General features: G+C 49.4%; 19 protein-coding genes, 10 tRNA genes and 1 pseudogene. 14 read left to right on the forward strand and 16 right to left on the reverse strand.

Annotated features, from left to right (window positions below; translation table 11 throughout):
• Positions 1-211: 211 nt before the first annotated feature.
• Positions 212-1,351 (forward strand): annotated as a pseudogene (locus BZG74_RS15970) (MFS transporter).
• A gap of 148 nt (positions 1,352-1,499) precedes the next feature.
• On the opposite strand, the gene BZG74_RS07925 reads toward BZG74_RS15970, so the two are convergent.
• Positions 1,500-2,384, reverse strand: a complete 885-nt coding sequence (locus BZG74_RS07925) for a sterol desaturase family protein (protein WP_235605725.1) — start codon at positions 2,382-2,384, stop codon at positions 1,500-1,502.
• A 160-nt stretch (positions 2,385-2,544) separates the two neighbouring features.
• Positions 2,545-2,635: transfer RNA gene (locus BZG74_RS07930), tRNA-Ser, on the reverse strand.
• Between the two features lie 182 nt (positions 2,636-2,817).
• Between BZG74_RS07930 and BZG74_RS07935 the strand changes: the two genes are divergently transcribed.
• Positions 2,818-3,177, forward strand: a complete 360-nt coding sequence (locus tag BZG74_RS07935) for a HopJ type III effector protein (RefSeq protein WP_046075234.1) — start codon at positions 2,818-2,820, stop codon at positions 3,175-3,177.
• 73 nt (positions 3,178-3,250) lie between these two features.
• Here the strand turns inward: BZG74_RS07935 and BZG74_RS07940 are convergent, their stop codons facing one another.
• Positions 3,251-4,237 (reverse strand): arginine deiminase-related protein, encoded by a 987-nt coding sequence (locus BZG74_RS07940; RefSeq protein ID WP_077772099.1) that lies wholly within the window; start codon positions 4,235-4,237, stop codon positions 3,251-3,253.
• Positions 4,238-4,568: 331 nt separating this feature from the next.
• Between BZG74_RS07940 and BZG74_RS07945 the strand changes: the two genes are divergently transcribed.
• Positions 4,569-5,540 carry a sensor domain-containing diguanylate cyclase gene (locus tag BZG74_RS07945; protein WP_077772100.1) on the forward strand — a complete coding sequence of 324 codons (972 nt, stop codon included), beginning with the start codon at positions 4,569-4,571 and terminating at the stop codon, positions 5,538-5,540.
• 26 nt (positions 5,541-5,566) lie between these two features.
• Here the strand turns inward: BZG74_RS07945 and BZG74_RS07950 are convergent.
• From BZG74_RS07950 to BZG74_RS07970, 5 genes are all read right to left on the reverse strand, one after another.
• Positions 5,567-5,642 (reverse strand) — tRNA-Gly (locus BZG74_RS07950).
• A gap of 151 nt (positions 5,643-5,793) precedes the next feature.
• Positions 5,794-5,870: transfer RNA gene (locus tag BZG74_RS07955), tRNA-Met, on the reverse strand.
• 36 nt (positions 5,871-5,906) lie between these two features.
• Positions 5,907-5,982: transfer RNA gene (locus BZG74_RS07960), tRNA-Gly, on the reverse strand.
• Between the two features lie 151 nt (positions 5,983-6,133).
• A tRNA-Met gene (locus BZG74_RS07965) sits at positions 6,134-6,210 on the reverse strand.
• Positions 6,211-6,238: 28 nt separating this feature from the next.
• A tRNA-Cys gene (locus BZG74_RS07970) sits at positions 6,239-6,312 on the reverse strand.
• A gap of 325 nt (positions 6,313-6,637) precedes the next feature.
• On the opposite strand from BZG74_RS07970, the gene BZG74_RS07975 reads away from it, so the two are divergent.
• Positions 6,638-8,146, forward strand: coding sequence for a M20/M25/M40 family metallo-hydrolase (locus BZG74_RS07975; protein ID WP_077772101.1), 1,509 nt, complete (start codon positions 6,638-6,640; stop codon positions 8,144-8,146).
• Positions 8,147-8,269: 123 nt separating this feature from the next.
• Here BZG74_RS07975 and BZG74_RS07980 read toward each other — a convergent pair whose 3' ends face one another.
• From BZG74_RS07980 to BZG74_RS07990, 3 genes are all read right to left on the reverse strand, one after another.
• The gene (locus BZG74_RS07980; RefSeq protein WP_392397587.1) at positions 8,270-8,905 is read right to left on the reverse strand and encodes an alpha-ketoglutarate-dependent dioxygenase AlkB family protein; all 636 of its coding nucleotides are present in this window, start codon (positions 8,903-8,905) and stop codon (positions 8,270-8,272) included.
• Between the two features lie 47 nt (positions 8,906-8,952).
• Entirely contained in the window at positions 8,953-9,561 is a 609-nt protein-coding gene (locus BZG74_RS07985; RefSeq protein ID WP_077772102.1) for a 2OG-Fe(II) oxygenase, read from the reverse strand.
• A 121-nt stretch (positions 9,562-9,682) separates the two neighbouring features.
• Complete coding sequence (locus BZG74_RS07990) at positions 9,683-10,978, reverse strand: NAD(P)/FAD-dependent oxidoreductase (protein WP_077772103.1); 1,296 nt, start codon at positions 10,976-10,978, stop codon at positions 9,683-9,685.
• A 295-nt stretch (positions 10,979-11,273) separates the two neighbouring features.
• On the opposite strand from BZG74_RS07990, the gene BZG74_RS07995 reads away from it, so the two are divergent.
• From BZG74_RS07995 to BZG74_RS08025, 7 genes are all read left to right on the forward strand, one after another.
• The gene (locus tag BZG74_RS07995; protein WP_077772104.1) at positions 11,274-12,317 is read left to right on the forward strand and encodes an ABC transporter substrate-binding protein; all 1,044 of its coding nucleotides are present in this window, start codon (positions 11,274-11,276) and stop codon (positions 12,315-12,317) included.
• 167 nt (positions 12,318-12,484) lie between these two features.
• Positions 12,485-13,495, forward strand: coding sequence for a low-specificity L-threonine aldolase (gene ltaE, locus BZG74_RS08000; RefSeq protein WP_077772105.1), 1,011 nt, complete (start codon positions 12,485-12,487; stop codon positions 13,493-13,495).
• Positions 13,496-13,681: 186 nt separating this feature from the next.
• Positions 13,682-16,054 carry a Lon protease family protein gene (locus BZG74_RS08005; RefSeq protein ID WP_077772106.1) on the forward strand — a complete coding sequence of 791 codons (2,373 nt, stop codon included), beginning with the start codon at positions 13,682-13,684 and terminating at the stop codon, positions 16,052-16,054.
• Between the two features lie 223 nt (positions 16,055-16,277).
• Positions 16,278-16,505, forward strand: a complete 228-nt coding sequence (locus tag BZG74_RS08010; RefSeq protein ID WP_077772107.1) for a FeoA family protein — start codon at positions 16,278-16,280, stop codon at positions 16,503-16,505.
• Positions 16,505-18,832, forward strand: coding sequence for a ferrous iron transport protein B (gene feoB / locus BZG74_RS08015; RefSeq protein WP_077772108.1), 2,328 nt, complete (start codon positions 16,505-16,507; stop codon positions 18,830-18,832). The genes BZG74_RS08010 and feoB overlap by 1 nt, the downstream gene beginning before the upstream one ends.
• Entirely contained in the window at positions 18,783-19,004 is a 222-nt protein-coding gene (locus BZG74_RS08020; protein ID WP_158020638.1) for a FeoC-like transcriptional regulator, read from the forward strand. Before feoB ends, BZG74_RS08020 begins: the two co-directional genes overlap by 50 nt.
• 155 nt (positions 19,005-19,159) lie before the next feature.
• Positions 19,160-19,804, forward strand: coding sequence for a Fic/DOC family protein (locus BZG74_RS08025; RefSeq protein ID WP_077772109.1), 645 nt, complete (start codon positions 19,160-19,162; stop codon positions 19,802-19,804).
• 313 nt (positions 19,805-20,117) lie between these two features.
• Here the strand turns inward: BZG74_RS08025 and BZG74_RS08030 are convergent.
• The 5 genes from BZG74_RS08030 to BZG74_RS08050 form a co-directional block, all read right to left on the reverse strand.
• Positions 20,118-20,204 (reverse strand) — tRNA-Leu (locus tag BZG74_RS08030).
• 40 nt (positions 20,205-20,244) lie between these two features.
• Positions 20,245-20,320 (reverse strand) — tRNA-Gly (locus BZG74_RS08035).
• A gap of 150 nt (positions 20,321-20,470) precedes the next feature.
• Positions 20,471-20,547 (reverse strand) — tRNA-Met (locus tag BZG74_RS08040).
• Between the two features lie 25 nt (positions 20,548-20,572).
• Positions 20,573-20,646, reverse strand: a tRNA-Cys gene (locus BZG74_RS08045).
• Between the two features lie 240 nt (positions 20,647-20,886).
• On the reverse strand, positions 20,887-21,474 hold the full coding sequence (locus BZG74_RS08050) for a TfoX/Sxy family DNA transformation protein (protein WP_077772110.1): 588 nt from the start codon (positions 21,472-21,474) through the stop codon (positions 20,887-20,889).
• Positions 21,475-21,773: 299 nt separating this feature from the next.
• On the opposite strand from BZG74_RS08050, the gene BZG74_RS08055 reads away from it, so the two are divergent.
• From BZG74_RS08055 to BZG74_RS08065, 3 genes are all read left to right on the forward strand, one after another.
• Positions 21,774-22,361 carry an LON peptidase substrate-binding domain-containing protein gene (locus BZG74_RS08055; RefSeq protein WP_077772112.1) on the forward strand — a complete coding sequence of 196 codons (588 nt, stop codon included), beginning with the start codon at positions 21,774-21,776 and terminating at the stop codon, positions 22,359-22,361.
• A 129-nt stretch (positions 22,362-22,490) separates the two neighbouring features.
• Positions 22,491-23,414 (forward strand): HDOD domain-containing protein, encoded by a 924-nt coding sequence (locus tag BZG74_RS08060; RefSeq protein WP_077772113.1) that lies wholly within the window; start codon positions 22,491-22,493, stop codon positions 23,412-23,414.
• A 110-nt stretch (positions 23,415-23,524) separates the two neighbouring features.
• Positions 23,525-24,433 carry a lysine exporter LysO family protein gene (locus tag BZG74_RS08065; RefSeq protein ID WP_077772115.1) on the forward strand — a complete coding sequence of 303 codons (909 nt, stop codon included), beginning with the start codon at positions 23,525-23,527 and terminating at the stop codon, positions 24,431-24,433.
• Positions 24,434-24,488 lie beyond the last annotated feature (55 nt).

Here is a 24,488-nt window from a genome sequence, read left to right on the forward strand (position 1 = left end):
AATACTTGCCTGTTCCTCTGCCTATATTTGCTGTCGAGTGTTTTCGCCCAATGTAACATTTTGTTACTTTTCTAGGCACCATGAGGTTGCACCCTTTACAAGGGGCCATTTCCCCATTGTTATTACACGTCAATTGGCGACATATTCGCGACTTTTCTCAGACTCACGCGCTAGGATGCCCATGAAAAACATTTTATTTTTACCCATTGCGATGTTTGCATTCGGGATGGATGCCTATGTCGTGGCAGGCATTATTCCGGAAATTTCGACCAGTTTTCAGATCACAGACGCGCAAACCGCACAAATGGTGACGGCTTTTACCTTGTGCTACGCCCTTTCTGCGCCAATCTTGGCGACATTGTTGGCAGGCTTTCCGACCAAAAAGGCACTCGTGTTATCGATGTTGATGTTTATCGCCGCTAACCTTGTCACCATTTTCAGCACGCACTTAACCATGTTACTGGCAAGCCGCGCGCTAGCCGGCATAGGGGCAGGCATTTTCTCGCCTTTGGCCGCGGCAAGTGCCGCCTCTTTGGTGCCAGCAGAGAAGAAAGGTCGCGCACTGGGGCTTTTATTAGGTGGTATGAGTACAGGCACTGTTGTCGGGGTTCCCGCCGGTCTCGCTCTGGCGACTTGGCTTGGATGGTAAGGCGTTTTCGCTGTCGTGATCGGTATCGCGATCATTGGGCTTATTGGCGTGGTGCTGGCTGTTCCTCAGATCTGTGTCGCCCCGCCGCCATCGCTAGAAGCACGCGTCGCGTTACTCGCCAGCCGGTCCGTGTCTGCCACCATCACTGTCACCTTCTTGACGGCTGTCGCCAGCTTGGGGCTCTATTCTTATCTCGCGCCTGTGATTACGGGCATCACACAACAAACCAACCTCACGCCCTATCTATGGGTTTGGGGCCTAGGCGGCATGGTGGGCAGCTTCACCATCGGCCATTTAATTGACTGGGTAAAACTCCCACGAGCCATCTTGCTCGGGATACTAACGCTCATGTCCGTGGCCATCTTGAGCATACCGAGTAGCTTGGCGTTGCCCTCAATCATTGCCTTTGTGCCATTCTTTTTATGGGGTGCGGCCGGTTGGTCGTCGCTCGCGCCACAGCAACACACACTGATTAGCCTCCAACCGGAGCAAAGTGCCGCAGTTGTTGCGCTCAATAGTTCATCAAACTACCTAGGTGGTGCGGTGGGTACCCTTTTGGGTGGGCTGTGGCTCGGCCACGGCCTTTCGGTGACTGAGCTTGTCTATGCCGCCGCAGCCGTCGGTGGCATAGCAATCGCTATTCAAATCGGGATTCTACGCAACAATACTAACTCCGTGATAAAAGAGTGCAAAAGCGCTTAGCCAGACAAGAATCAACTCGGCTCAGATCTTAAACGTTACGCTTACTCGCCGCCATATAAACAGGAATACTGCAGGTGGTGTTGTTCGCATCTAGTAATAATGAGCTATATCCTCAAAATATGTTCGCTTGCAGCAAGGAAGCAAACCGCTATGTCTTACGTGATACTTGCTCGTGTGTCGTGTGATCTTGTGCTTGTTCTGGCGGTGCAAACAAGCACTGCCATCGTTGCCGAACGCTCAGATCGGGCTGCGTGGCGTCTCGCCACATTTGTTGCCATTCTGCAAAGGTCACCACCAGAGGGTTGAAACTGTTCACTGGCTTAGGGATCCCATAGCGCACCGGCTCAGATTCCGGCTCGAAGGTGCCAAATAACTTGTCCCAAATGATCAAAATGCCCCCGTAGTTTTTGTCGATGTACTGAGGATTTACGCCATGATGAACGCGATGATGAGACGGAGTGTTAAAAATCCACTCCACAGGCCCCAGTGTCTTTATCCATTGAGTGTGAACAAAAAACTGTAACCCTAAATTCAGCAATACAACAAACACCACCCATTGCGGCGGAAACCCAATCACCACCAGGGGCAGCCAAAACAGCCACATCCCTGCCAGCGGGTACATTAAGCTTTGGCGAAACGCGGTGCTAAAGTTCATGCGCTCTGAGCTATGATGCACCACGTGCGCCGCCCACATCCAGCGCACACGATGGCTAGCACGGTGAAACCAGTAATAACAAAAATCCTGCGCAACCATCAGTAATAAAAACAGGCTCACCGACATCTCAATGTCGAACAGCCGCCAGCCAAACCACCACAAATACACCTTGGCAATCAGCAACCCTGTCAGTAAATCTGCGGCTTGATGCAGCCCCGCCAAGGTAAAGTTACAGAGCACTTCCGGCACGTTATAACGGGCATTGTCGCCCAGTTTTCCTCGGCGCAGCGCCACCCAGTACTCTCCCAACATGCATAAGAAAAACACGGGAGCCAGCACAAGCAGTAGCCATTCGGGGTGGGAGATCAGTTCGGTCACGGAGCCTTTATCGCACGGTACAGTTTACTAACATATTAGGTGTTTTTGCCCAACCTGTAAGGAAAAGCATCACCGAGCTGTTAATTTGCGCACATAAGGGATATAAGCGGAAATGGAGATACAAAAAAAGCCGCTGATTTCTCAGCGGCTTTTCAATATGTGGCGGAGGGACAGGGATTCGAACCCTGGAAGGGCTATTAACCCTTGCCGGTTTTCAAGACCGGTGCTTTCAACCGCTCAGCCATCCCTCCGAACAGGTGGGTATACTAATGTTGGCCCGAGTTAATGTAAAGTACTGCAACAAAAATTTTGGTTTAAGTGATGGATATTTATCCATTACTCGCCTCGCTTGGCTTCACATTGGTTAAACAAGTTGGTACAACGTGCATATACTCTCGACGAGAGCTCGCATGTTATTAACTCAGGAACCGACATGACCTTAGACAGCTTTCTCGCCAAGGTAACGCAAACACCCGATATGGTAATGTTTGACGAGACAATGGCGGTGATAGATGCACATTACGACTACGCCCCTACTCGATTCACTAACGGTGATCTCGCCAATAAAGCAGGCCAGAACACAGGCTCTTGCAAAGTACTCGCATTCTGCCAGCTTCATGAGCTCACGGAGGCGCAGACACTCGCCTGCTTTGGGGGATATTATCGCGAAGACGTGCTGAGCAATCCTTCGGGGACGGATCACAAAAACATTCGTAACTTTATGGTCACCGGATGGAAGGGGGTCTCGTTTGACAAAATGCCACTCAAGGCCAAAACACGCGCTCACTCATAGCCTGAATAGCAACGTAAAACGGCGACTATTCGTCGCCGTTTTGCCCATCAAACCGACGTTTTAACTAAAGCTTTTAACCCGACATCGCGGCTTGGTGACGAGGCAAAAAGACTTCTCCCATCATACAACGCACGCTTCCCCCACCCACGGTTTCAATCGTGTTGACATCGATAGGTACCAATTTACCAAATTGGCGCAGCGTGCGTTTTTGCTCTTCGGTAAAAGCACTGTAAGCAGACAGTGACATGACGATGAGCGATTCACCGTGGCGATTGCGCAATTGTAGAATATTGCCACAAAGCTGGTTCATTTGTGATTCACTAATGGATACCAAGGTTTTATCTTGGCTCAGTGTGTTACACACGAGATCGCGCTGCCCAGCTTCGATCACCTCATCGCAGACAACGGCAAACTCTTCACCCACTGCCATCATCACATTGGTATGATAAACGGGATGGCCATCGCTCATCTCCGTGTTGAAACTCACGACTTGTCGCATGCCCACCTTTGCCGCCCACTCAGTGAGCAAAATACTGTCGCAACGGTGTGAAAGCGCCGCGTAAACACGCTGGTTGAGATGGTCGATAACCATCGCGCCGGTACTTTCAAGAAACGCATCGTCTTTGTCATGACACTTCACTTTGTGTACGTGATTGACGGCATAGCCTGCACGGTCCAATGCAGCCATTAAGCGCTCGGGTTTCACCTCTAGCTGGCGGTTTGGGCAGGCCATAGGATAGAGGTACAACTCACCGCTCGGTAAAGTACTAAACCAGTTATTGGGAAACACCGCATCAGGCGTCGCAGGATCAGATTCTGGGTACTCCATGACCACCACATCGATACTGTGGCGGCGGAGGATCATCACCATGTTATTGAATTCGGCCATCGCGCGCGTTTTCACTTCTTCATCCGGCAGTGACGGCGCATGCTGAAAACCATTATCCTCACTCGTTTGCGCATTAAACTTAAAATGAAGCGGGGGCACCATCACCACAGCAGACGCCGCATGCGGATGAGTCAGCGGATATTGGGTATCACAGCTCGCTAAAAACGCCATAAGCAAACCTTCTAAAAACAACAAGTACTAAGAGTATAGAGTCGCTGTTACGCACGCGATCAATCCGGGTGCGTCACCGCCTCTTCCAACAGTGTGAATACTGAATAAGCGATGGAAAATATCATTGAAACAAGTTTTTTACAAACTGAGTTTCTCACCCTTTCGCCCGGTTAAAATCGCCGACAACCAGAAACCTCCTATCTATATGAATTTTAATGACTTTTTGCACAAAGCGCTCGCGTTTATCACGATATTCACCGCCACTCACAATTATTGCCCCTGGTCTATGTGTGGTTAGCTACAATAGGAGTAGCGACAAGGAGGAAAAGGCATGGAACCGGCGCGCCCCACTCACAATGAGCAGCAAAGACTACACGCATTACACGATCTAGGTATATTGGACACTGGGCACGAAGACAGATTTGAGCGGATTGTCAGAGTCGCGGCATACGTCAGTGACTGCCCCGTTGTCGCGATTAGCTTGGTCGATGAACAGAGGCAGTGGTTTAAAGCCAAGCGTGGTTTAGCCGTCAACCAAACAAGCCGCAGCGAATCGATTTGTGGTCATGCTATTCAGCAGTTAGAACCATTAATTGTTGAGGATACGCACAGTGACAGTCGCTTTGCTGATACCCCGTTGGTAACCGGCCCTCCCTATATCCGTTTTTATGCAGGCTTTCCCTTCAGTCTGGATAGCGAACACCTGCTTGGAACGCTTTGTGTCATCGATCATCATCCTCGCGAGCTTACGGATGCCTGTCAGCGCGCACTGTCAGACCTCGCGCGTATCGTCGAACATGAGTTGATAATGACGCAACAAAATGTCATTGATCCGCTCACAGAGGTATTCAATCGACGTGGCTTTTACCGAGAAGTAAACAGTTATCTAACAGACGACGTTGTCATTGAAGACCAACATACGTTATTACACTTTGATGTTCGCCAGTTACAAGGCGTCAACCAGCGCTATGGCAAGCATGCGGGCGATAAAGTCCTGAAAGAGTTTGCTGGCTGTCTAACGGATGTGTTCGGTGACTTAGGCTGGATTGGGCGTCTAGAAGGTTGTGAGTTTGCGGTATTATTGATCCAACAGGATGTCGATGCGGTCGAAGCACAACTGGATCGTTTCTATCTCAGGCTTTGCCGCCGATTATCCTTAGAACGCTATCCATTTATTTACTCAGTCGGCCTTGCCCACTTCTCTCAGATTGATGAAACCGTCACGCTAGAAACAATGCTTCTGGACGCAACAACTGACACGAGGAGCTACACGGTTCCTGAAGAAACACGTCATATTGGATAAATGCGGTGAGGGAAAAGCATGAAGATTGGAGCGACATACGAGGTTCGAACTCGTGACCTCGACCTTGGCAAGGTCGCGCTCTACCAGCTGAGCTAATGTCGCTTTATGCAATTAAGCGTTGCATGACGCTGTGTAAAATTGGTTGCGAGGAGCTGATTTAACGCGGAATGCAATTCGCGCCGTGCAACGGCACCGACCGAAGGTCGTATTGACTTATCATCAATTKTTAAATGCTTCTTCAGCAACCTAAAATTGGTTGCGGGAGGCGGATTTGAACCACCGACCTTCGGGTTATGAGCCCGACGAGCTACCAAACTGCTCCATCCCGCGTCCGTAACATCAATRCTGCTTGATGTGGGCAAAACTTGGAGCGACATACGAGGTTCGAACTCGTGACCTCGACCTTGGCAAGGTCGCGCTCTACCAGCTGAGCTAATGTCGCCTTATGCAATTAAGCGTTGCATAACGCTGTGTAAAATTGGTTGCGAGGAGCTGATTTAACGCGGAATGCAATTCGCGCCGTGCAACGGCACCGACCGAAGGTCGCATTGACTTATCATCAATTGTTAAATGCTTCTTCAGCAACCTAAAATTGGTTGCGGGAGGCGGATTTGAACCACCGACCTTCGGGTTATGAGCCCGACGAGCTACCAAACTGCTCCATCCCGCGTCCGAATTTTACTGCACTAAGAGAAACATGGAGGCGCGTCCCGGAGTCGAACCGAGGTCCACGGATTTGCAATCCGCTGCATAGCCACTCTGCCAACGCGCCTTAACGCTGCTGCCTCTTGAGTACGGGGAGGCATTCTACGGATTAACGTGATCGAGTCAACACTTATTATTTAAAAAAAGTGTCACCTGCCTGTTTTGCAAACGAAAACATCAAAAACCACCCAGTTTGCGGATCTTTTCAGCATGCTTTGCCTTTTTATTCTTCACCCACCCTTTTTTATCATCGCCCTACCACTATTAACATTTTTGTGACAAGTTTTGTGTCCGTAATGTGCATGTCTTAATTTTTAAACATCGTGTCTTTTTCCTCTACAGTGAATGGGTTGCAAGGAGTAATGCGACGCTATTCAAATCAAGGAGGAAACATGAAGTACAAAATAACAACGCTCGCGTTGGTGCTGGCCACCAGCTTTGCCCACGCGGGCCAAGACGACGATAAAGTCTGGATTTCCGTTGGCGCTGATGCGCAACAAACGGCGCGTCACGCTGGCGCCATACCGATGTTGTCACACGCTGTTGCCAGTAATGGTAAAGCATGGATAGGTGAAGTCAGTGAATCTCAACTGGCTGAACTTTCCCATGAAATGCATGAAAATCACCACCGCTGTGGTGGCTACATCGTGCACACCTCAGCACAAAGTGCCATGGCAGCCAGCAACATGCCGGTGTCCCGCGCAAGCTTTACGCCACCAACTATCAAGCAGCAGGCGCTCGTGACCCCTTGGCTAGAACAAATTCAATCAAGTTTAATCGTGAATACCATCGATCGCCTGACCGACTTCCCAAACCGCTTCTACACCACCACATCGGGCGCACAAGCCTCCGATTGGATAAAGACACGCTGGCAATCACTCGCTCAGGGGTTAAACAATGTGACGATCTCGCAAGTGTCGCACAGTGGTTATAACCAAGCGTCGGTTATGATGACTATCGAAGGCACAGAAAACCCTGATGAGTGGGTTGTGATTGGTGGGCATCTCGATTCCACCATTGGCGCACGGACAGACGAGCAAAGTATCGCGCCTGGCGCCGATGACGATGCCTCCGGGATTGCGGCAGTGACAGAGATCATCCGTGTTTTATCGCAGAATGACTTCCAACCCAAACGCAGTATCGCCTTTGTCGCTTATGCCGCCGAAGAAGTTGGACTCCGTGGCTCGCAAGCTATTGCTAACCAATTTAAACAACAAGGCAAAGATGTACGTGGCGTATTGCAGCTTGATATGACCAACTACCAAGGCTCAGCAGAAGATATTGTCTTTATTACCGATTATACCGATAGCGGGCTCACCCAGTATCTCACTCAATTACTCGATACCTATTTGCCTGCGCTTAGCTATGGCTTTGATACATGCGGATATGCGTGCTCTGACCACGCGTCTTGGCATCAAGCTGGCTATCCCGCAGCCATGCCATTTGAAGCAAAATTCAATGACTACAACCCCAATATTCACACCCCTCGAGACACGCTCGCCAACAGCGATAGCGAAGGACGTCATGCAACCAAATTCACTAAACTCGGCCTGGCTTATACGGTAGAGCTAGCCAACGCAGACTCGCAGCCTAACCCAGGTAATCGCCTCAAGCTTGGGCAGCCTATCAACAATATCTCAGGGGATCGTGGCAGCGAGCGCACCTATCGCTACCCGTTAGAGACCACCAGTGATGTCGTCATCCGCACCTACGGCGGCACAGGCGATGTGGACCTTTATGTCAAACAAGGTGGCCAGGTCAGTTCTGATAATTGGGACTGTCGCCCCTATCAAGGCGGAAATAACGAAATCTGCCGGTTTGATGGCGCATCACCAGGCGAGTTTTCAGTCTTGCTTCGTGGTTATCGTGATTACCAAGACGTCAGTTTAATTGTTGAATAACTCCCGAAAAGGCGGCGACCGTATACGTCGCTGCTTCTGAACGCTGATGGGTTCGAGTGCCGCTCATATTGTTTGCTGACATGATGATGCAGTGCTAGCACCATTCAGACCCTGCAAAATGCGTTAGTTATTTGAAGGATGAAGGAAGCGAAACGTGAGGTTAATACGTTCACCTACCGGCTTTTTCGTCTTGGGTAGGCTATGTTGCCAATGTGTTTGGGTCGTGCCTCTCATCACCAGTAACGATCCGTGATTCAATAAAACCTCACGCTTTTCTTGCCGTTTAGGATGACGAAAAAGAAAACGACGGCTCGCGCCCAAGCTGACAGAAGCAATCGTAGGTTGCTGCCCCAGCTCGGGCTCATCATCTCTGTGCCACCCCATGTAATCGCTGCCGCTGCGATAGCGATTTAACAGGACGGTGTTAAAGGAAGTCTGACACTGCGCCTCTACCCAGCCTTTGAGTTGGCGCAAGGGATGCGTCCAAGGCAGCGGCTGAAGCGTGAGTCCGCTGTAGGTGTAAGGATGATCGCCATACCATGCCAATAAACGTGGCTGCATCACGGTGCGGCCAAACAACGAAATCGGCAATTGTTGCCAGGGGGTTTGAGTCAATAAGGTGGCGAACAATGAATCTGCACACCCCACTGATAACCACTCAGGCCACCAATCCACCTGAGCATCAGGCATGTCAGTGATCGGCTGGCTATCAAATGCCGCATCAGTAAAGAAACTTTGCTGCTCGGGAGAGCGAGCCATATAACACTGCCTCGTTCAATAATGTTAGACAGTGAGTATGGCTGTCGTTAGCGGATTGGATCAACTCGCTGACCGCTCATACCATTGAGTCGATACCAGCCTGCAATACTAAAACGTTGTCTTTTTGCCGGAAGTACCTCATGGGGGAACGCTTCGGATAAAAACGTCACCAATCGTCCCGCTTTCGGCCATAGGGTTTGCCGATGGCTACCGTCAGGGTTGTAAATGACGATTTCGCCCCCGTCTTGTTCAGACCAATCATCGTTAAGGTACAACACGGTGGTTACCTTGCGGTTTGAGCGTCCTTCAAAGGCATCGTAGTGTTTGGCGTAAAAATCACCCGGGTTATACTTAGCAAAATGGGCTTCATACTCAAATAACCCTAAAAATAGATGCCGATTCAATGCTTGTTGCAGATCCGCCATTTTAGTGAGTAGCGCATCCACCGCCGGTTGACTTCCTCGCTCTAGCCAGTGAATTTTATCACGACGAATTTGCCTGTTGGTATGTTGCTTTTGTTCTCGCCCAATGGTGGCTTGCGACCATTGGGCCGGTAGGCATGAGTGCAAGTCATGCACCTCTTGCGCTGACAAAAACCCGTCACACACACTGAGTCCATGCGTCGCAATATCATCGATGATAGCCAGGTTGCTCAAACACTTGTCTCCGCCTCAAAATGGAGACGTTACCTTACTGTGTTTAACCGGTAGGACAACATGTGTTATTTATCGTGACCATAAGCACAACTAATCGATAGTGTCATTACCTCTCAAAATATCAACCAAGCAAATCCTCGAGTTTTGCTTTCCAAATCGCGAGCGCCAGCGCTGGGCTACGGAGCATTTTTGGCGTGGGTATCCAGCCATGCTTTAGACGAGCAAACACATCAAAACGGCTGGCTTGACCATCGATGGCCTCTGCAACCACCCGTCCCGCAATATTGGTTAACCCAACGCCATGTCCCGTATAACCATGTGCGGTATAAATATCATTGCCTAAATGCGCAATGTGCGGCATATAACTACGGGTCACGGCAAACATCCCGCCCCAATGATAGTCCATCTTTACCTGGCTCAGTTGAGGGAAAACCTTAGTCATCCGCCGGTGGAGCCGCTGGGTCGAATCCTTATACTCGTGATTAAAGGGATGATTGACGCCACCAAACAATAAGCGTCCATCGACCGTAGGGCGGAAATAGTCTAAACAGTTGTTGAGATCGGACATCGCCATACGATTGGTAATTGGCATATGCTCACCGAGCGGCTCGGTAACCGCAATAAATGAGGCAACGGGCAGAACCTTGGCTTGCGCTTGGCGGTGTAACCCCTCTAGATAGGCGTTACAGGCAAGCAAAACTCGGGGCGTATTCACTCGACCCTGAGGCGTGAGCACCGCATGAGGTTGCCCTTTAACCAAACGTGTGGCAGGTGTGTGCTCATAGATTCTAACCCCCATTTGCTTAGCCGCGCGGGCAAGTCCCAGCGTGTAGTTCAGGGTATGAATATGCGCACTGTTAGGGTCATATAATCCTCCGAGGTATCGATCAGTATTAGCGACCTCCGCCACTTGCGCTTTGTCCCACCACTGGGCATCAGGGTATTGATAACGCCCTTGCTTTAATGCATGCCAGCTTTGCAGCTCCTTTTGCTGCGCGGAATTTAAAGCAAGCTCGATATAGCCCGGTTGAAAATCACAGTCAATCTGGTGATGCTGGATACGCTCGCGAACGATATCGACCGCTTCCACCGACAAGTCCCACAACTGTTTGCCCCAAGCTTGCCCATAGGTTTCGTCAACTTCTCTCAGCCCAAGGCAATAGCCCACGAGGCATTGGCCGCCATTACGTCCGGAGCCTCCCCACGCCACTGTTTGTGCGTCTAAAACGGTGACACTGTAGCCACGTTGTCGCAATTCAATGGCGGCGTTCAGGCCAGTTAAACCCGCACCAATGATACAAACATCTGCCTCTTGTGTGCCTGCCAGTGTAGGAAATGACAGCGTTTGGTTTTGGGTTGCAACATAGTAATTTGTCGCCGCGTTGAAGTAATTATCAGGTCGAACAGTTTTGACCATGCTCTCAATGGTTACTCTTAGTATCAAAAAAGAAAGGGTATAAAAAAGCAGTCTCGTTTCGCGCCATCACACGCTCAGAGGCGGCAAATATTGGCACTGTCCTCCCTCTCTGGCAAGCCATTATTCTCGTCACTTTACCCTACCCATTTGGGGGAAATGGCACTGGTTATGCTAACGTTAGCAAGGTATTGCACCCTATCAAGGTTGGTAAAAAAAACTCGTTGACACTAAGGTCAAGTACAATATGATGCGCTCGACGTGTACTCGGCCAGCAAGCCATTGAAGGATCATGACAATGACAAAAATTTCTCACGGAATCACCGCCACAACACTTGTGCTTTCAGCCGTCTTTGCAAGCGGCGTTCATGCAGAAGATAAGGTACTCAACCTCTACAACTGGGCAGAATACATGCCAATGGACGTGATTGAAGCGTTCGAAGAGGAGTATCAAGTCGACGTGAATTACTCGACCTTTGAGAGTAATGAAGCCATGTATGCCAAGCTCAAACTCCTAAATAGCGAAGGCTACGATCTGGCATTTGCCTCAACCTATTTCATTGAGCGAATGGTCAATGAAGAGATGCTCGCCAGAATTGATAAGAGCCAAATTAGCCATTTTAATCAATTGCGCCCAGGTCTACTGGGTCAGCCTTTTGACAAAAACAATGACTATTCACTGCCGTATGTGTTTGGTGTGACTGGCATTAGTTACAACAGTGATTATGTCGATGGCAGTAAAGTGGCCAAGTGGGCTGACTTATGGCGCGACGACTTCAACGGCCAAGTCATGCTCTTGAATGATGTGCGTGATGTGTTTGGCATGGCGTTGAAAGCGCAAGGTCACAGCATTAACAGCACCGAAGAGGCGGAAATTAAACAAGCCTATGAATACCTCCGTGAGTTACGTGATAACGTGGTCGTGTACAACTCTGATGCACCGCATGTGCCGTTTGTCACCGGTGAAGTGAGCATTGGCCAACAATGGAACGGCAATGCTTACATGGCGCAACAAGAAATCGAAGGCATTGAGTTCGTCTACCCACAAGAAGGGGCGATCTTATGGATGGATAACTTTATCATCCCAAAAAACGCCGAACACAAGACCTTGGCACACCAGTTTATCGATTTTATGTATCGTCCTGAGAATCAGGCGAAATTGGTGGAAGAATTTGGCTATCCAGCCCCGAACACCAATGCGGCTGAGTACTTAGAGGCCGAGCTAAAAGAGAACAGCACCATCTTCCCATCCGATGAAGCGGTTAACAAAGGTGAATTCACCAATGATGTCGGTGAAGCGGTGAAAATCTATCAAAAGTACTGGCAGATGTTGAAAAGCTAATCGCGCGTCTGTGATAACAATCTGCACCAAGGCCTCATAGGAGGCCTTTTTTATTCTCCAAGTCAATAACCCACACTTGTCACTATTTTTAGTCATTGGGTTTTTGCTATGCTCAGATGTAAACACGCATCACCCACTTAAATAACTGACGACAAGGACGTTACCCCATGATTGACTTTCGCTCTGACACCGTAACCCAGCCCGATGCTTCCATGCGAGACGCCATGGCTAACGCCCCTGTGGGCGATGATGTATATGGCGACGACCCGAGCATTAACGCGCTGGAAACATGGGCGGCTGAACGACATGGTTTTGAAGCCGCACTCTTTACCGCCTCAGGTACCCAAGCCAATTTATTGGCCCTGATGGCGCATTGCGAGCGCGGTGATGAGTATTTGTGTGGTCAGCAAGCGCACAATTACAAATACGAAGCAGGCGGTGCTGCCGTGTTGGGCTCGATTCAGCCACAACCTATTGAGAATGAGCCAGATGGGACCTTGTCTTTCGATAAAATCGCAGCAGCGGCCAAGCCCGATGATTTTCATTTTGCCCGTACTAAGCTGCTTAGCTTGGAAAATACCATAGGTGGCAAAGTGTTACCTTTGTCTTATTTAGCCAAAGCGCGGACATTTTGCGACCAACATCAACTGCAGCTACACCTTGATGGCGCTAGAGTTTACAACGCGGCTGTTGCCTTAGAGGTCGATATTAAGGCCATCAGTTGTCACTTTGACTCCATGACTATTTGCTTGTCCAAAGGGCTTGGCGCCCCCGTCGGTTCGCTATTACTAGGCTCTAACACCCTAATTAAAAAAGCAAGGCGCATTCGTAAAATGCTGGGGGGCGGGATGCGTCAAGCGGGTATTCTTGCGGTAGCTGGGCATAAAGCATTGACAGAAAATGTCGACCGTTTGGCGGAAGATCACGCCAACGCGCATTATCTCGCCAGTCAACTCGAGACTTTAGAGGGTTTCTCCACCAGCCACTATCCCGTGCAAACGAATATTGTTTATGTCGATGTTGCTGAAGCCATTAATCGCACGCGCTTACAAATGCGCCTAATGGAAAAAGACATTCGTGTATCCCTTACAGGTAACCCAGCCCGTTTAGTCACGCACAAAGATATCTGCCGCGCAGATATCGATACGCTGATAGCCGCTATCAAAACATCGTTGTAGGCACTCTACCTAACCCTCTAGCACTTTGAACAAAACGGGCCTCTCGGCCCGTTTTGTTCATTAAATAACCAGACAGATCAAAACTGTGACCGCACCTCTGCTTTCTCCACCAAGTTCACTAAAACAGTCACTTACAGCCGCTACAATGACAATAATCACCGTTAAGATGCCAATATGGGAACAGTTATGGCTATCACTCAGTTAACCAGCGATCGCTTGTACCGTGAGTCGAGCTTAAAACACAGTGACGTTACCTCCACCAAACACCTTGCGCCACTGGATGAAATTGTCGGTCAAGACCGGGCTCGTCATGCGGTTGAGTTCGCCATGTCCATTAAAGAAAAGGGTTATAACATCTATGCCATCGGCCAGAATGGACTGGGTAAACGTACCATGATGATGCGCTACCTCAACCAACACTGGCATAGTGAATCCCCTGTTTATGACTGGTGCTACGTCGCTAATTTTCAAGAGGCACGCTCACCACAAGTGTTAAAGCTTCCCTCTGGTAAAGGCAACGAATTAAAAAAGCACATTGAACAACTGATGGGCAAATTGGCGAATGCCCTGCCCATGGCATTTGACAACGAAATGTATTACCAGCGCGCTGAAACACTAAAAAATCAGCTCACTGAACGCCAACAAAGCGTCCTTCAGGGGTTGAGTGAAACAGCAGAAAAAAACAATGTGAGTTTGACCATCACCCCTCAAGGTGATTACCAATTTGTGGCACTAAACGGTGAGGAACCTCATACCGAAGAAACCTTTGATGCCCTCTCGCAAGACGAGCAGATGGCCTTTGGCAAAGTCATCGATAAGTTGGAGACGGAACTGCGCGGTATTGTTCGCCAACTTGGCGAATGGGAGTCTGAGTACGCGGAAAAACAAAAAGCCTTGGATGAGGATATCGCCCAAGATGTCATCGCCACCCAAATGGCACCACTCAAGAAGCATTTTGCCGATCTGCCTGATATTTTAGCATTTTTGGATGCCATGCAAGCTGACATGCTTGAGCATCTTGATATTTTTCTTGAAGACAGCGAGGAACAAGCCGCACTGGCCTATGCTGCGTTAGACAAGAAGCTCCCTCGTCGTTACCAAGTAAACGTATTGGTCAGCCAAGATGACACGAAAGCGCCGATCGTGGTGGAGGACAGCCCGAGTTACCATAATCTGTTTGGTTATGTTGAAAATGCCACGTTTAAAGGCACGGTGTTTACCGACTTTTCACTGATCCGCTCAGGCAGTTTGCATCGTGCCAATGGCGGCGTGTTGCTAATGGATGCAATCAAAGTATTGGAAAAGCCTTATGTGTGGGATGGCATCAAGCGTGCACTCAGTAGTCGTCAGTTAAGTGTGAGCGCATTGGAGCGTGAAGTCACCCTAAGTGGCACCGTCTCTCTTGACCCAGCGCCCATTCCTCTTGATGTAAAAATCATTTTGTTTGGCGACTATCAAACCTATCAATTGTTACAACGCTACGACGCAGAGTTCAGTGAACTATTCCGAGTCACCGCTGATTTTGAAGACGACATGGCGCGCACAGACAGCACCGAGCAGCAGTACGCCAAGTTCATCTCAAGCATTATTCATGACAGCCATTTGCTCCACTGTAGCCGCAGTGCCATTGCGCGTATTATTGAACACAGTGCACGACAAGCCGAGGATCAAAACCGCTTATCATTGCACTCCGCCGATATCGCTAACCTATTGCGTGAGTCTAATTATTGGGCCAGTCAAGCCAATGCCAATAGCATCGGCGCACTGCATGTTGAAAAAGCTCTCGCTAGCCGCAATATGCGTGTCAGCCGCCTGCGTGACAGCATGATGCAAAATGTGGAAAACGGCGTGACTCTCATCAATACGCAAGGAAAAGCACTCGGACAAATCAACGGTCTATCAGTGCTGAGCACCTCGGATTATAGCTTTGGCTTACCTAACCGCATTACCGCCACGACCGCGTTTGGTGAAGGGGAAGTGCTAGATATTGAACGAAGTGTGAAACTGGGTGGCCGAATCCACTCGAAAGGGGTGATGATCTTGTCAGCGTACCTGGCAAGTTTATTGGGTAAAACGGACACCATCCCACTTAGAACCCATCTTACGTTTGAGCAATCCTATGGCGGGGTCGATGGCGACAGCGCCTCAATGGCGGAGTTTTGCGCGATTTTCTCCGCCATTACCGAGGCGCCCCTTCGTCAAGATATTGCCATTACGGGCTCGATGAACCAGTTTGGTGAAGCGCAGCCTATTGGCGGGGTCAATGAAAAAATCGAAGGCTTTTTTGATGTGTGTACGCTCAAAGGCCCGAACAGCACTCAAGGGGTGATCATCCCAGAAGCCAATATTCAAAACCTGATGTTACGTAAAGACGTGGTGCTGGCGGTCGAAAAAGGTGAGTTTCACGTCTATGCCGTTTCACATGTCAGTGACGCCCTTGCTTTATTAGCGGGACAGGCCGCAGGCTTTGGCCCTGACAGTGATAATAAGTCTGGACTGCTCGCCATCGCGGTCGAGAAACTGAATCACCAGCGAGCGGCACACAAGTCCCAACAATAACCGAAGCCCATCAGCCTAACTCAATACTGAATGCGGCCAATCGGCCGCTTTTTTATTCCGATTGCTTCACAGCACTCACACATTATGCGCCATATCAACCCGTTACTTTGTTGCAATGCAACTCACACTCTCCACTCGTGATTTAACTTGATCCTACGCAAAAAACAGAGCCGTTTTTAAGCGTAATATGCAATGAAAACCATTCTTATTTGGATCTTGCACTATGAAACTGTCCACACTTGGTCGCGGCCAATCCGCGCGTATTACCAGTGTCCATCATGTGCCCGCGTCTGTTCGTCATCGTCTCGCGGTCATGGGTGTGATTCCAGGCACCGGCGTTGAGCTTGTCAGGCGCGCCCCACTGGGTGATCCACTTCAAATTCGTCTCGATAGCGAGCAACTGATCGTGCGTCGTGACGTCGCCAAATTGATCGACGTGGAGGTACTCTGATGAGCTCACGCCGCATTGTACTTGCAGGCAACCCAAACTGCGGGAAAACCACCTTATTTAATGCACTCACCGGTTCACAACAGAAAGTCGGTAATTGGGCTGGCGTCACTGTCGACAAAAAAGTCGGCACGCTTTCTCTTGCGCATAACGACTGTCAAATCACAGATTTACCTGGCCTTTATGCGCTAAACGCAGGCTTTGACGCCAGTATTGATGAGCAAATTGCCACTTACGCCATCGATAGCGGTGAGAATGATTTTATTATTAATGTCTTAGATGCCAATTGCCTAGAGCGCGGTCTATACCTCACCCTTCAACTGCGTGAACGCGGTGTCCCTATGGTGGTGGTGATCAATAAAATGGATTTGCTTGATCGTAATGGTCAACAACTCGACACCGCCAAATTACAAACGATGCTGGGCTGTCCCGTATTGACTGTCACCGCATGTCAACCGGCGACCGTGGACACCCTGTGCCACCAGCTCGCCCACCTGACCACCCATTTACCCGTTTGTGAGGCAATGTACCTGAACTACGGTGCGCCATTAGAAAACTGGATTCAAAACCAGCTTGGCGCCCGTTTTCTTCATTCCGCCGCGGCACACGTGAATCAACGTGCGCATTTGCTCGAATGCTTAGAGCGCGGACGCTTGCCTGATGGTAGCACCGAGGCTGACCAGCAGCAGTTTACGATGGCAAACCAAGCCCTTTCAGACTTAGACACTGACATCGTCATTGCCGATACACGCTACAGTGCGATTCGTGACATGGTTCACCAGGCTCGCCGCGAGCTTCGTCATCTCAGTCGCAATAATACCGAGAAGCTAGACAAAGTCATTCTCAACCCCTTCTTATCATTGCCCATTTTGCTCGCCGTGCTCTATGCGATGTTTGTGTTTGCCATCAACATTGGCGGCGCCTTTATCGACTTTTTCGATATTGCCGCCGGCGCGATACTGGTCGATGGCACCCACCAGCTTCTTGACGGCGTGCTGCCGGCGGCGATTGTCACTATTCTCGCCGATGGCCTCGGAGGAGGCATTCAAACCGTTGCGACCTTTATTCCTGTTATTGCTGGCTTGTACCTGTTTTTGACGGTATTAGAAAGCACAGGCTACATGGCACGTGCCGCCTTTCTATTAGATGGTTTAATGCAAAAAATCGGCTTACCGGGCAAAGCCTTTGTGCCCTTAATCCTCGGCTTTGGCTGCACCGTCCCCGCCGTAATGGCAACGCGCACATTAGAACAGGTTCACGAGCGCAAAACCGCGGCCGCGATGGCAACGTTTATGTCCTGTGGCGCTCGCCTGCCTGTATACGCCCTCTTTGCCGCAGCGTTTTTCCCACAAAACGGACAAAACCTTGTTTTCGGCCTCTACTTGCTTGGCATTATCGCTGCGATAATCACCGGCCTGATACTGCGTCACACCCTTTATCCCGGACACAGTGAAAGCCTACTGATGACACTCCCTGACTACGAGCTGCCGCGTGTGCGCCATGTGATGAGCAATACCTGGCAAAAACTGCGTCGGTTTGTCCTGGGTGCAGGTAAAACCATTGTTATCGTGGTAACCATTCTGACCTTCTTCAACTCGTTAGGCACAGATGGGTCGTTCGGACACGAAGACAGCGAGTCCTCCGTCCTTTCGAAAACAGCACAAGTGATCACGCCGGCCCTATCACCGATCGGTATTGAAGAGGATAATTGGCCGGCTACCGTCGGGTTGGTGACCGGGCTATTTGCCAAAGAGGCCGTCGTCGGCACCTTGAATAACCTTTATGCGCCAAGCGAAGAAGCGGAAGAAGAGACCACACTCGGAGAAGCGCTGGTCGAAGCGGTTCAGAGCATTCCTGAAAACTTATTTGGTATTGATTATACCGACCCTTTGGCTATTGACGTCGGTGAGATTAAAAACACCGAGGCCGCCGCACAAGCGCAAGAAGTCAGTATGACAACGTTTGATAATCTGCATCGTCAATTCACTGGCACCGCCAGCGTGATGGCTTATCTTATTGTTATCCTGCTTTATACCCCATGTGTTGCCGCTCTGGGCGCCTACACACGTGAATTTGGTCGCCGATTTGCCCTGTTTGTGGCGAGCTGGTCAATGCTGCTGGCGGTAAGCGGTGCCACGTTATGCTACCAATTCAGTCAGTTGAGTGTCGCCACCACGCCAGCCACACTCTACATCACTGGCCTTTGTGCCTTACTGATTGTCGTGGTAGCACTCATGCGCTATGTCGGCAAGCATCCCCATTGGTTTAAGGAGACCTATTATGATCCTGCAAAAGCTCAAAGCCAGTGTCAGTCAGGCGGGTGTCATTAGTCGCACAGACCTCGCCAACCAGTATGGGATAAGCCCAGACGGTATTGAGGCGATGATGGCAATCTGGGTCAAACGCGGGGTGGTTATTCGACAAACGGGGCGTAAGAACCCGCAAGATATCCACTACCGTTTGGCTCACCAGAATGAAATACAATGCTTTAGTATCATCTAGCCTCATAACCATCGCCATTTTACTAGGCAGCTTTTAGGCTGCCTTTTTATTACCCACCGCTTTCTCTCACCTCCCCCTAATGTCGATGCATCTCACTGTACCTCCTTGAGCACAGTGTTCTATGATAAAAAGAGAGCGATGGGAGGGTGCAAGCCATGAGCCGCTATCAAACACAATCCAGTGAGGCACAATACCAACCGGGCTCTAACGAACGCGTCCTCAAAAACCACATGGGGGTAACTGATCCCACCAAAATGGAAGACATTGAAGCTGTCTTACTTGCGAAGCTTTACGAACGTGTGTTCACCGGCGGCCATTTCCCACGCCAAGTAAGGGTTAGCACCCTCGCCAGCTGGCATCGACAATGGCTGGGCAACGTTTATCTATGGGCAGGTCAAGTGAGGAATGTTGAGCTGAGTAAAGGTGGGTTTCGTTTTACTTCCCCCAAGCAGATAGGGCCCTGTTTGCAGCATTTTGAAAGCGTTTTTCTCAACCAGTACGCTGGGGTATCCGAGATGCCGCGCGCGACGCTCATTCGTTACCTTGCACAAAGTCACGTTGAGTTCATTCTTATTCACCCATTTCGAGAAGGAAATGGACGAATATCGCGCTTACTTATTGATGTGCTTTGCCAACAGGCGGGATTAGGATTGTTGGACTATCGACTTTGGGAAGAAAACAAAGACTTTTACATTGCGGCAATTCAAGCTGGTGTCGGGCATGACTATCAGCACATGGAGCGGCTGATTAACGACATTTTACCCCTCACATTTTCATCTCTCTCAATCAGCGAGCGCTAAGTTTTGATATTTCTGCCTGCTCGCTTTAAGCCTTGCCTCCACTTCTTCGGTTGATGCTTGCGTCTCGATCGCGGTCGAGCTTGCTACCGCCCGCGTAATCATCGCCGTCGTCACCTTTTTTGTTTTTTTCTGCATCAATCGCCTTTTCACAGTCATTTTTATTACCACTGATTAAATTCTAGTCAAAAAATAACGTTAATTCAACGCAGACACCTGTCTACTTTCTTCAAAATTGTGAAGCACACCGTGCGCACTAAACACGGAAAAGGCATACAAAAACGGCGACCATTTAGGTCGCCGTTTTGCTTATTAATGGTGCCCCGGGCCGGACTTGAACCGGCACAGCGCGAACGCCGAGGGATTTTAAATCCCTTGTGTCTACCAATTCCACCACCAGGGCACACAATCTTTTTCAGCCGCTTACGCCACTGTTTTATGTTTGGAGCGACATACGAGGTTCGAACTCGTGACCTCGACCTTGGCAAGGTCGCGCTCTACCAGCTGAGCTAATGTCGCTTATGCAATTAAGCGTTGCATGACGCTGTGTAAAATTGGTTGCGAGGAGCTGATTTAACGCGGAATGCAATTCGCACCGTGCAACGGCACCGACCGAAGGTCGTATTGACTTATTATCAATCGTTAAGCGCTTCTTCAGCAACCTAAAATTGGTTGCGGGAGGCGGATTTGAACCACCGACCTTCGGGTTATGAGCCCGACGAGCTACCAAACTGCTCCATCCCGCGTCCGTATTATTTTAGCCAGAGTTCATGGAGGCGCGTCCCGGAGTCGAACCGAGGTCCACGGATTTGCAATCCGCTGCATAGCCACTCTGCCAACGCGCCCTCGCGCTTCACCTCTCGGCTAAGTGGTTTGAATTCTACATAAGTTTTTCCACCTGTCACGCAAAAATTATCATTTTAGCGTCTAAGCGACGATTATTTATCCAAACGTGACATTTCACTACTCTCTCGGCGCTAAGTTAGTCCTTTAAAGGCCGATTAGCGTGGCGACTCATGCAGCATTGACAAAAATGCCAGCCCGATTAATCCAAGCTGGCACCGACCAACTCTTTATCGATTCACCTAGACGTCAGCGAGCAGCCGTTCACGTTCGTCTTTTTCAATTAGTTCCCAATGGCGCCCCTGCTGTGCACCAGCGAACTTCCACAGTAGGTTAATATCGATATCTTTGCCGTGTGTCATTTGCACTCGACGAAACAATTCTTGCGGTGCCATGCTGTAAAAAGTTGACACGTCTTTCACACCCGACTTTTTCAGCATTCTCTCAATGGTTAGACGTAAGTTGGGTAAATCTCGCAGCCGAAGACGAGATGTCGATGTTTTCTGCGCTTTATCTTTGAGCGCACGCTGTAACGACTGTTCAACCATCGAAGGCAAATCAGGATCATGGCCTAAATAGAGTGCAGTCACATCATAATAGTTAACCACCGCTGAGGTGTTCTTCTTTACATGAACAAATTTGTTGCAGCCTTTGGCGATTAACTTGTCGGTGAGCAGACCTCCCCCTCGTAAATAAACATGCTTTCCGGTAAGCAATGCAAACATTGCCTCTTGAGAGAAAAAACCAATACCACCAAACATAGAGCGTTGCTCCATCTTTCCATAACTATCTAGAAAACGCATTAATTGGGCTTCAAATTGCTTCGCCATCGAAACTCTCCTTCAGCGAATAGATGTTCATATCGAGCCGTAAATTGACCCACAAGAACGACTGATAACTTAGTCAGCGTGCATGATTATTTAGCAAAAAGAGGTTGCATCAAATGGCAGCCGAATACTATGCATCTGATCACTTATCGCCAAATAGCCCCTCCGTTTAGTGCGTTTTTTGTCACATTTATTACAAACATCTTTTTGTGGTTAAATAAAGTCTTCTAAGCATCTATGCTTAACGCATGGCGGCGAGTACGCTAAATTGATAGTGGTAAGCTAATAGTCAGGGAGCTGGCATGTCGAAACACCCGCTGTTAATAGAAGCAAGTCATTTATTGCCTGGGGGATTGCATAGCTATGTGCTGTCTGAGTCATGTTACTTACACATGCTCCAACAGGCAGGTGAACCACCTCGTCTTTTGGTCGCGATGAAAAGTGAGGATGAAGGCCAGCAGCGCCCGCACGCAATTTCTCCTATCGTTACGCTTTGCGAGATTGCAGACTTTAATCGTCATGGTGCGCATGAAATCGCGTTGACGTTACAAGGGATTGAAAGTGTCAAAGTGAATGCGATTGACGCGGGTGAAGGTGACATCAATATGGCGCGTTATACGCCGTTGCCAAAATGGCAACGGCATGCCGTTCCTGAACACTACCTCTATCTGAGTGAGAAGCTGCAGCAGTATTATCGATCGAATCCGACTCGCCACGAACACTTCCAGTTAACACGGTACGATGACATTGGCTGGGTTTGCCTGCGCTGGTTGGAGTTACTCCCCATCGAAGTGAAACAAAAACAGCTTCTACTCTCCCAGCCTACTGCCTTATTGGTGGCCGAGTTTATTGATAAACTATTGCGGTATCCACTTATTGACGATGACTAAGCGACAGACGAGTGACTGTGTGAATTATCATCAAAGACGCCAGCAGGCTCACTGATTCAGAGAAAGGCGGTTCTCTTTTATTCTTCACCGCATTACTATGCAGTCTGCTGACAAATACTATCAGGACTTATGGATCATCTTTCGTTTTTTTGGGTCTCACCGGATCGTGATAAGTACTTACGCTCCCTAGAAACCGAGTTTTACAAACGTGCCGTCGAAACCATCCGTGTCAATCGTCTCTCCCTACCCCCTTTACCGGATGCTGTTCTGTCAATACAACGCGCGAGCAAGCGGTCGGATACCACCATGCGAGATATTGCCAACCTATTGTTGGAAGATCCAAGCTTATGTGGGGCCGTGCTTAAAGCTGCAAACTCCGCTTTGTTTGCTCCCCGCGCCACAGGTCAATGCAAAGATGTTCAAACTGCCGTCTCTCGGCTTGGCGTTGATCGCGTTTTAGGGATCATCACCGCCGCCGCTGTCTATCAGCTCAAGAGTGATGCCACGTTTTCCAAAGCCTGCAATGCGCTATTGAAACAAAGTGCACAAAAGTCCCGTGAACTCGCCGCTGCGATGGCACTGGTGACGCAAAAAGTCAGAAATTACTGTGATGAGCCGCTTTCAGTGGAACCCGAAAAAGCACTGATTGTGGGGTTGCTCGCGGATATTGGTTTATACAGCGTGATTGGCGAGTTTCAGCGCTTCATTAATCAGGGCCACTATCTAAAATTTGACATTGCAGAGCGCGTCTTCTTCTCATTGGCGGGTGACTGTAGCCGTCTTGTGCTTAAACAGTGGCATTTTGACAGTGACTTTATCGAAGTCGCTATCAATAACAAGCTCTACACCAAGCCGCGTCCCGATATCACCTATTTAGATATCGCGAGAATGGCGAACCACTTGTTAATGTTTCGCAATCAAGATGACGCGATAGAGGATCATGAAGTGGAAATCACTGCGCCTGGCGCAGAAGCTTTATATGAGCTATCCAACCTCGATGAAAAAGAGTTCTCTCGTCAGCTAAACCAAGTCATGGACGCAAGCAGTATCTGACCCAAGCCAGGGTGGTCTTCCCTTTAACCACCCTTGTCTGATTTTATTGACCCACCTATTAACCGGTTGATAACCTCAAGCTCTACTTTCTTAACACCGAGCAAAATCAGATGTTTTCAGGGATGCTACTCATCTTCTCGCCGCTTATTATCGGCTATTTAATTTCCATTAAGCAGGCGCGCTACCTCAACGCAGTCAATACCCTGACGATGCGGCTAGTGATGGTCATTTTAGTGCTAATGGGCTTAAGCCTTGCCGGCTTAGATAACCTCGGGCAACATATTTCCACCATTTTATATTTCGCTGCCACTTTCTTTATTTGTATTGGCGCAGCCAATCTGCTTGCCCTGCCTGTTCTCGATAAACTCTTCCCCACCGAGACCCATGGCCACCAACATAAACTGACCCTCAGTGCCATGATGTCAGAGTCCGGTAAGCTGATTGCCGCTGTGGCCGTTGGCTTAATCGTCGGGCTATTACTCAATCAAGATCTTTCTTGGGTCGATACGGCCAGTGAGGGTATTTTATTACTTTTACTCTTTCTGATTGGCATTCAGCTACGCAACAGTGGCATGACGCTCAAGCAAATTATTCTTAATAAGAGTGGACTGATGATTGCTGCGCTGGTAGTGGCAACGTCTTTACCTGGCGGGCTACTGGCGGCCTGGTGGCTGGGGATCCCCTATCATCATGGTTTAGCGATGGCCTCTGGATTTGGTTGGTACTCGTTGGCTGGGATCTTGATGGGTGACGGGCTGGGGCCGGTCTACGGCGGCGCATCATTTATTCTCGAGCTTGCGCGCGAGCTTGTGGCGATTATGATTATTCCAGTATTAATTCGGCGCTACCCACTCACCGCAATTGGTTACGGCGGTGCCACCGCAATGGATTTCACCTTGCCAATCATTCAAAGCACTGGGGGTATTCGCTGTGTGCCTATTGCCATAGTTAGCGGCTTTATTCTCAGTTTATTGGTCCCTGTTTTGATGTTGTTCTTTCTCTCGCTTGACGCCGGCTAAATAAAAAGGGGTAGCAAGATGCTACCCCTTTTCACGTTTACTGGCTTAGCGCATG

This window comes from Salinivibrio sharmensis (assembly GCF_001995985.1).
GTDB classification, from domain to species: Bacteria; Pseudomonadota; Gammaproteobacteria; order Enterobacterales; family Vibrionaceae; genus Salinivibrio; species Salinivibrio sharmensis.

What these genes read in the sequence shown, in the direction of transcription:
- BZG74_RS07935 (WP_046075234.1), top strand. Translation starts at nt 2,818, where the DNA reads ATGACCTTAGACAGCTTTCTCGCCAAGGTAACGCAAACACCCGATATG.
- BZG74_RS07940 (WP_077772099.1), bottom strand. Translation starts at nt 4,237, where the DNA reads ATGGCGTTTTTAGCGAGCTGTGATACCCAATATCCGCTGACTCATCCG.
- BZG74_RS07945 (WP_077772100.1), top strand. Translation starts at nt 4,569, where the DNA reads ATGGAACCGGCGCGCCCCACTCACAATGAGCAGCAAAGACTACACGCA.
- BZG74_RS07975 (WP_077772101.1), top strand. Translation starts at nt 6,638, where the DNA reads ATGAAGTACAAAATAACAACGCTCGCGTTGGTGCTGGCCACCAGCTTT.
- BZG74_RS07980 (WP_392397587.1), bottom strand. Translation starts at nt 8,905, where the DNA reads ATGGCTCGCTCTCCCGAGCAGCAAAGTTTCTTTACTGATGCGGCATTT.
- BZG74_RS07990 (WP_077772103.1), bottom strand. Translation starts at nt 10,978, where the DNA reads ATGGTCAAAACTGTTCGACCTGATAATTACTTCAACGCGGCGACAAAT.
- BZG74_RS07995 (WP_077772104.1), top strand. Translation starts at nt 11,274, where the DNA reads ATGACAAAAATTTCTCACGGAATCACCGCCACAACACTTGTGCTTTCA.
- ltaE (WP_077772105.1), top strand. Translation starts at nt 12,485, where the DNA reads ATGATTGACTTTCGCTCTGACACCGTAACCCAGCCCGATGCTTCCATG.
- BZG74_RS08005 (WP_077772106.1), top strand. Translation starts at nt 13,682, where the DNA reads ATGGCTATCACTCAGTTAACCAGCGATCGCTTGTACCGTGAGTCGAGC.
- BZG74_RS08010 (WP_077772107.1), top strand. Translation starts at nt 16,278, where the DNA reads ATGAAACTGTCCACACTTGGTCGCGGCCAATCCGCGCGTATTACCAGT.
- feoB (WP_077772108.1), top strand. Translation starts at nt 16,505, where the DNA reads ATGAGCTCACGCCGCATTGTACTTGCAGGCAACCCAAACTGCGGGAAA.
- BZG74_RS08020 (WP_158020638.1), top strand. Translation starts at nt 18,783, where the DNA reads ATGATCCTGCAAAAGCTCAAAGCCAGTGTCAGTCAGGCGGGTGTCATT.
- BZG74_RS08025 (WP_077772109.1), top strand. Translation starts at nt 19,160, where the DNA reads ATGAGCCGCTATCAAACACAATCCAGTGAGGCACAATACCAACCGGGC.
- BZG74_RS08050 (WP_077772110.1), bottom strand. Translation starts at nt 21,474, where the DNA reads ATGGCGAAGCAATTTGAAGCCCAATTAATGCGTTTTCTAGATAGTTAT.
- BZG74_RS08055 (WP_077772112.1), top strand. Translation starts at nt 21,774, where the DNA reads ATGTCGAAACACCCGCTGTTAATAGAAGCAAGTCATTTATTGCCTGGG.
- BZG74_RS08060 (WP_077772113.1), top strand. Translation starts at nt 22,491, where the DNA reads ATGGATCATCTTTCGTTTTTTTGGGTCTCACCGGATCGTGATAAGTAC.
- BZG74_RS08065 (WP_077772115.1), top strand. Translation starts at nt 23,525, where the DNA reads ATGTTTTCAGGGATGCTACTCATCTTCTCGCCGCTTATTATCGGCTAT.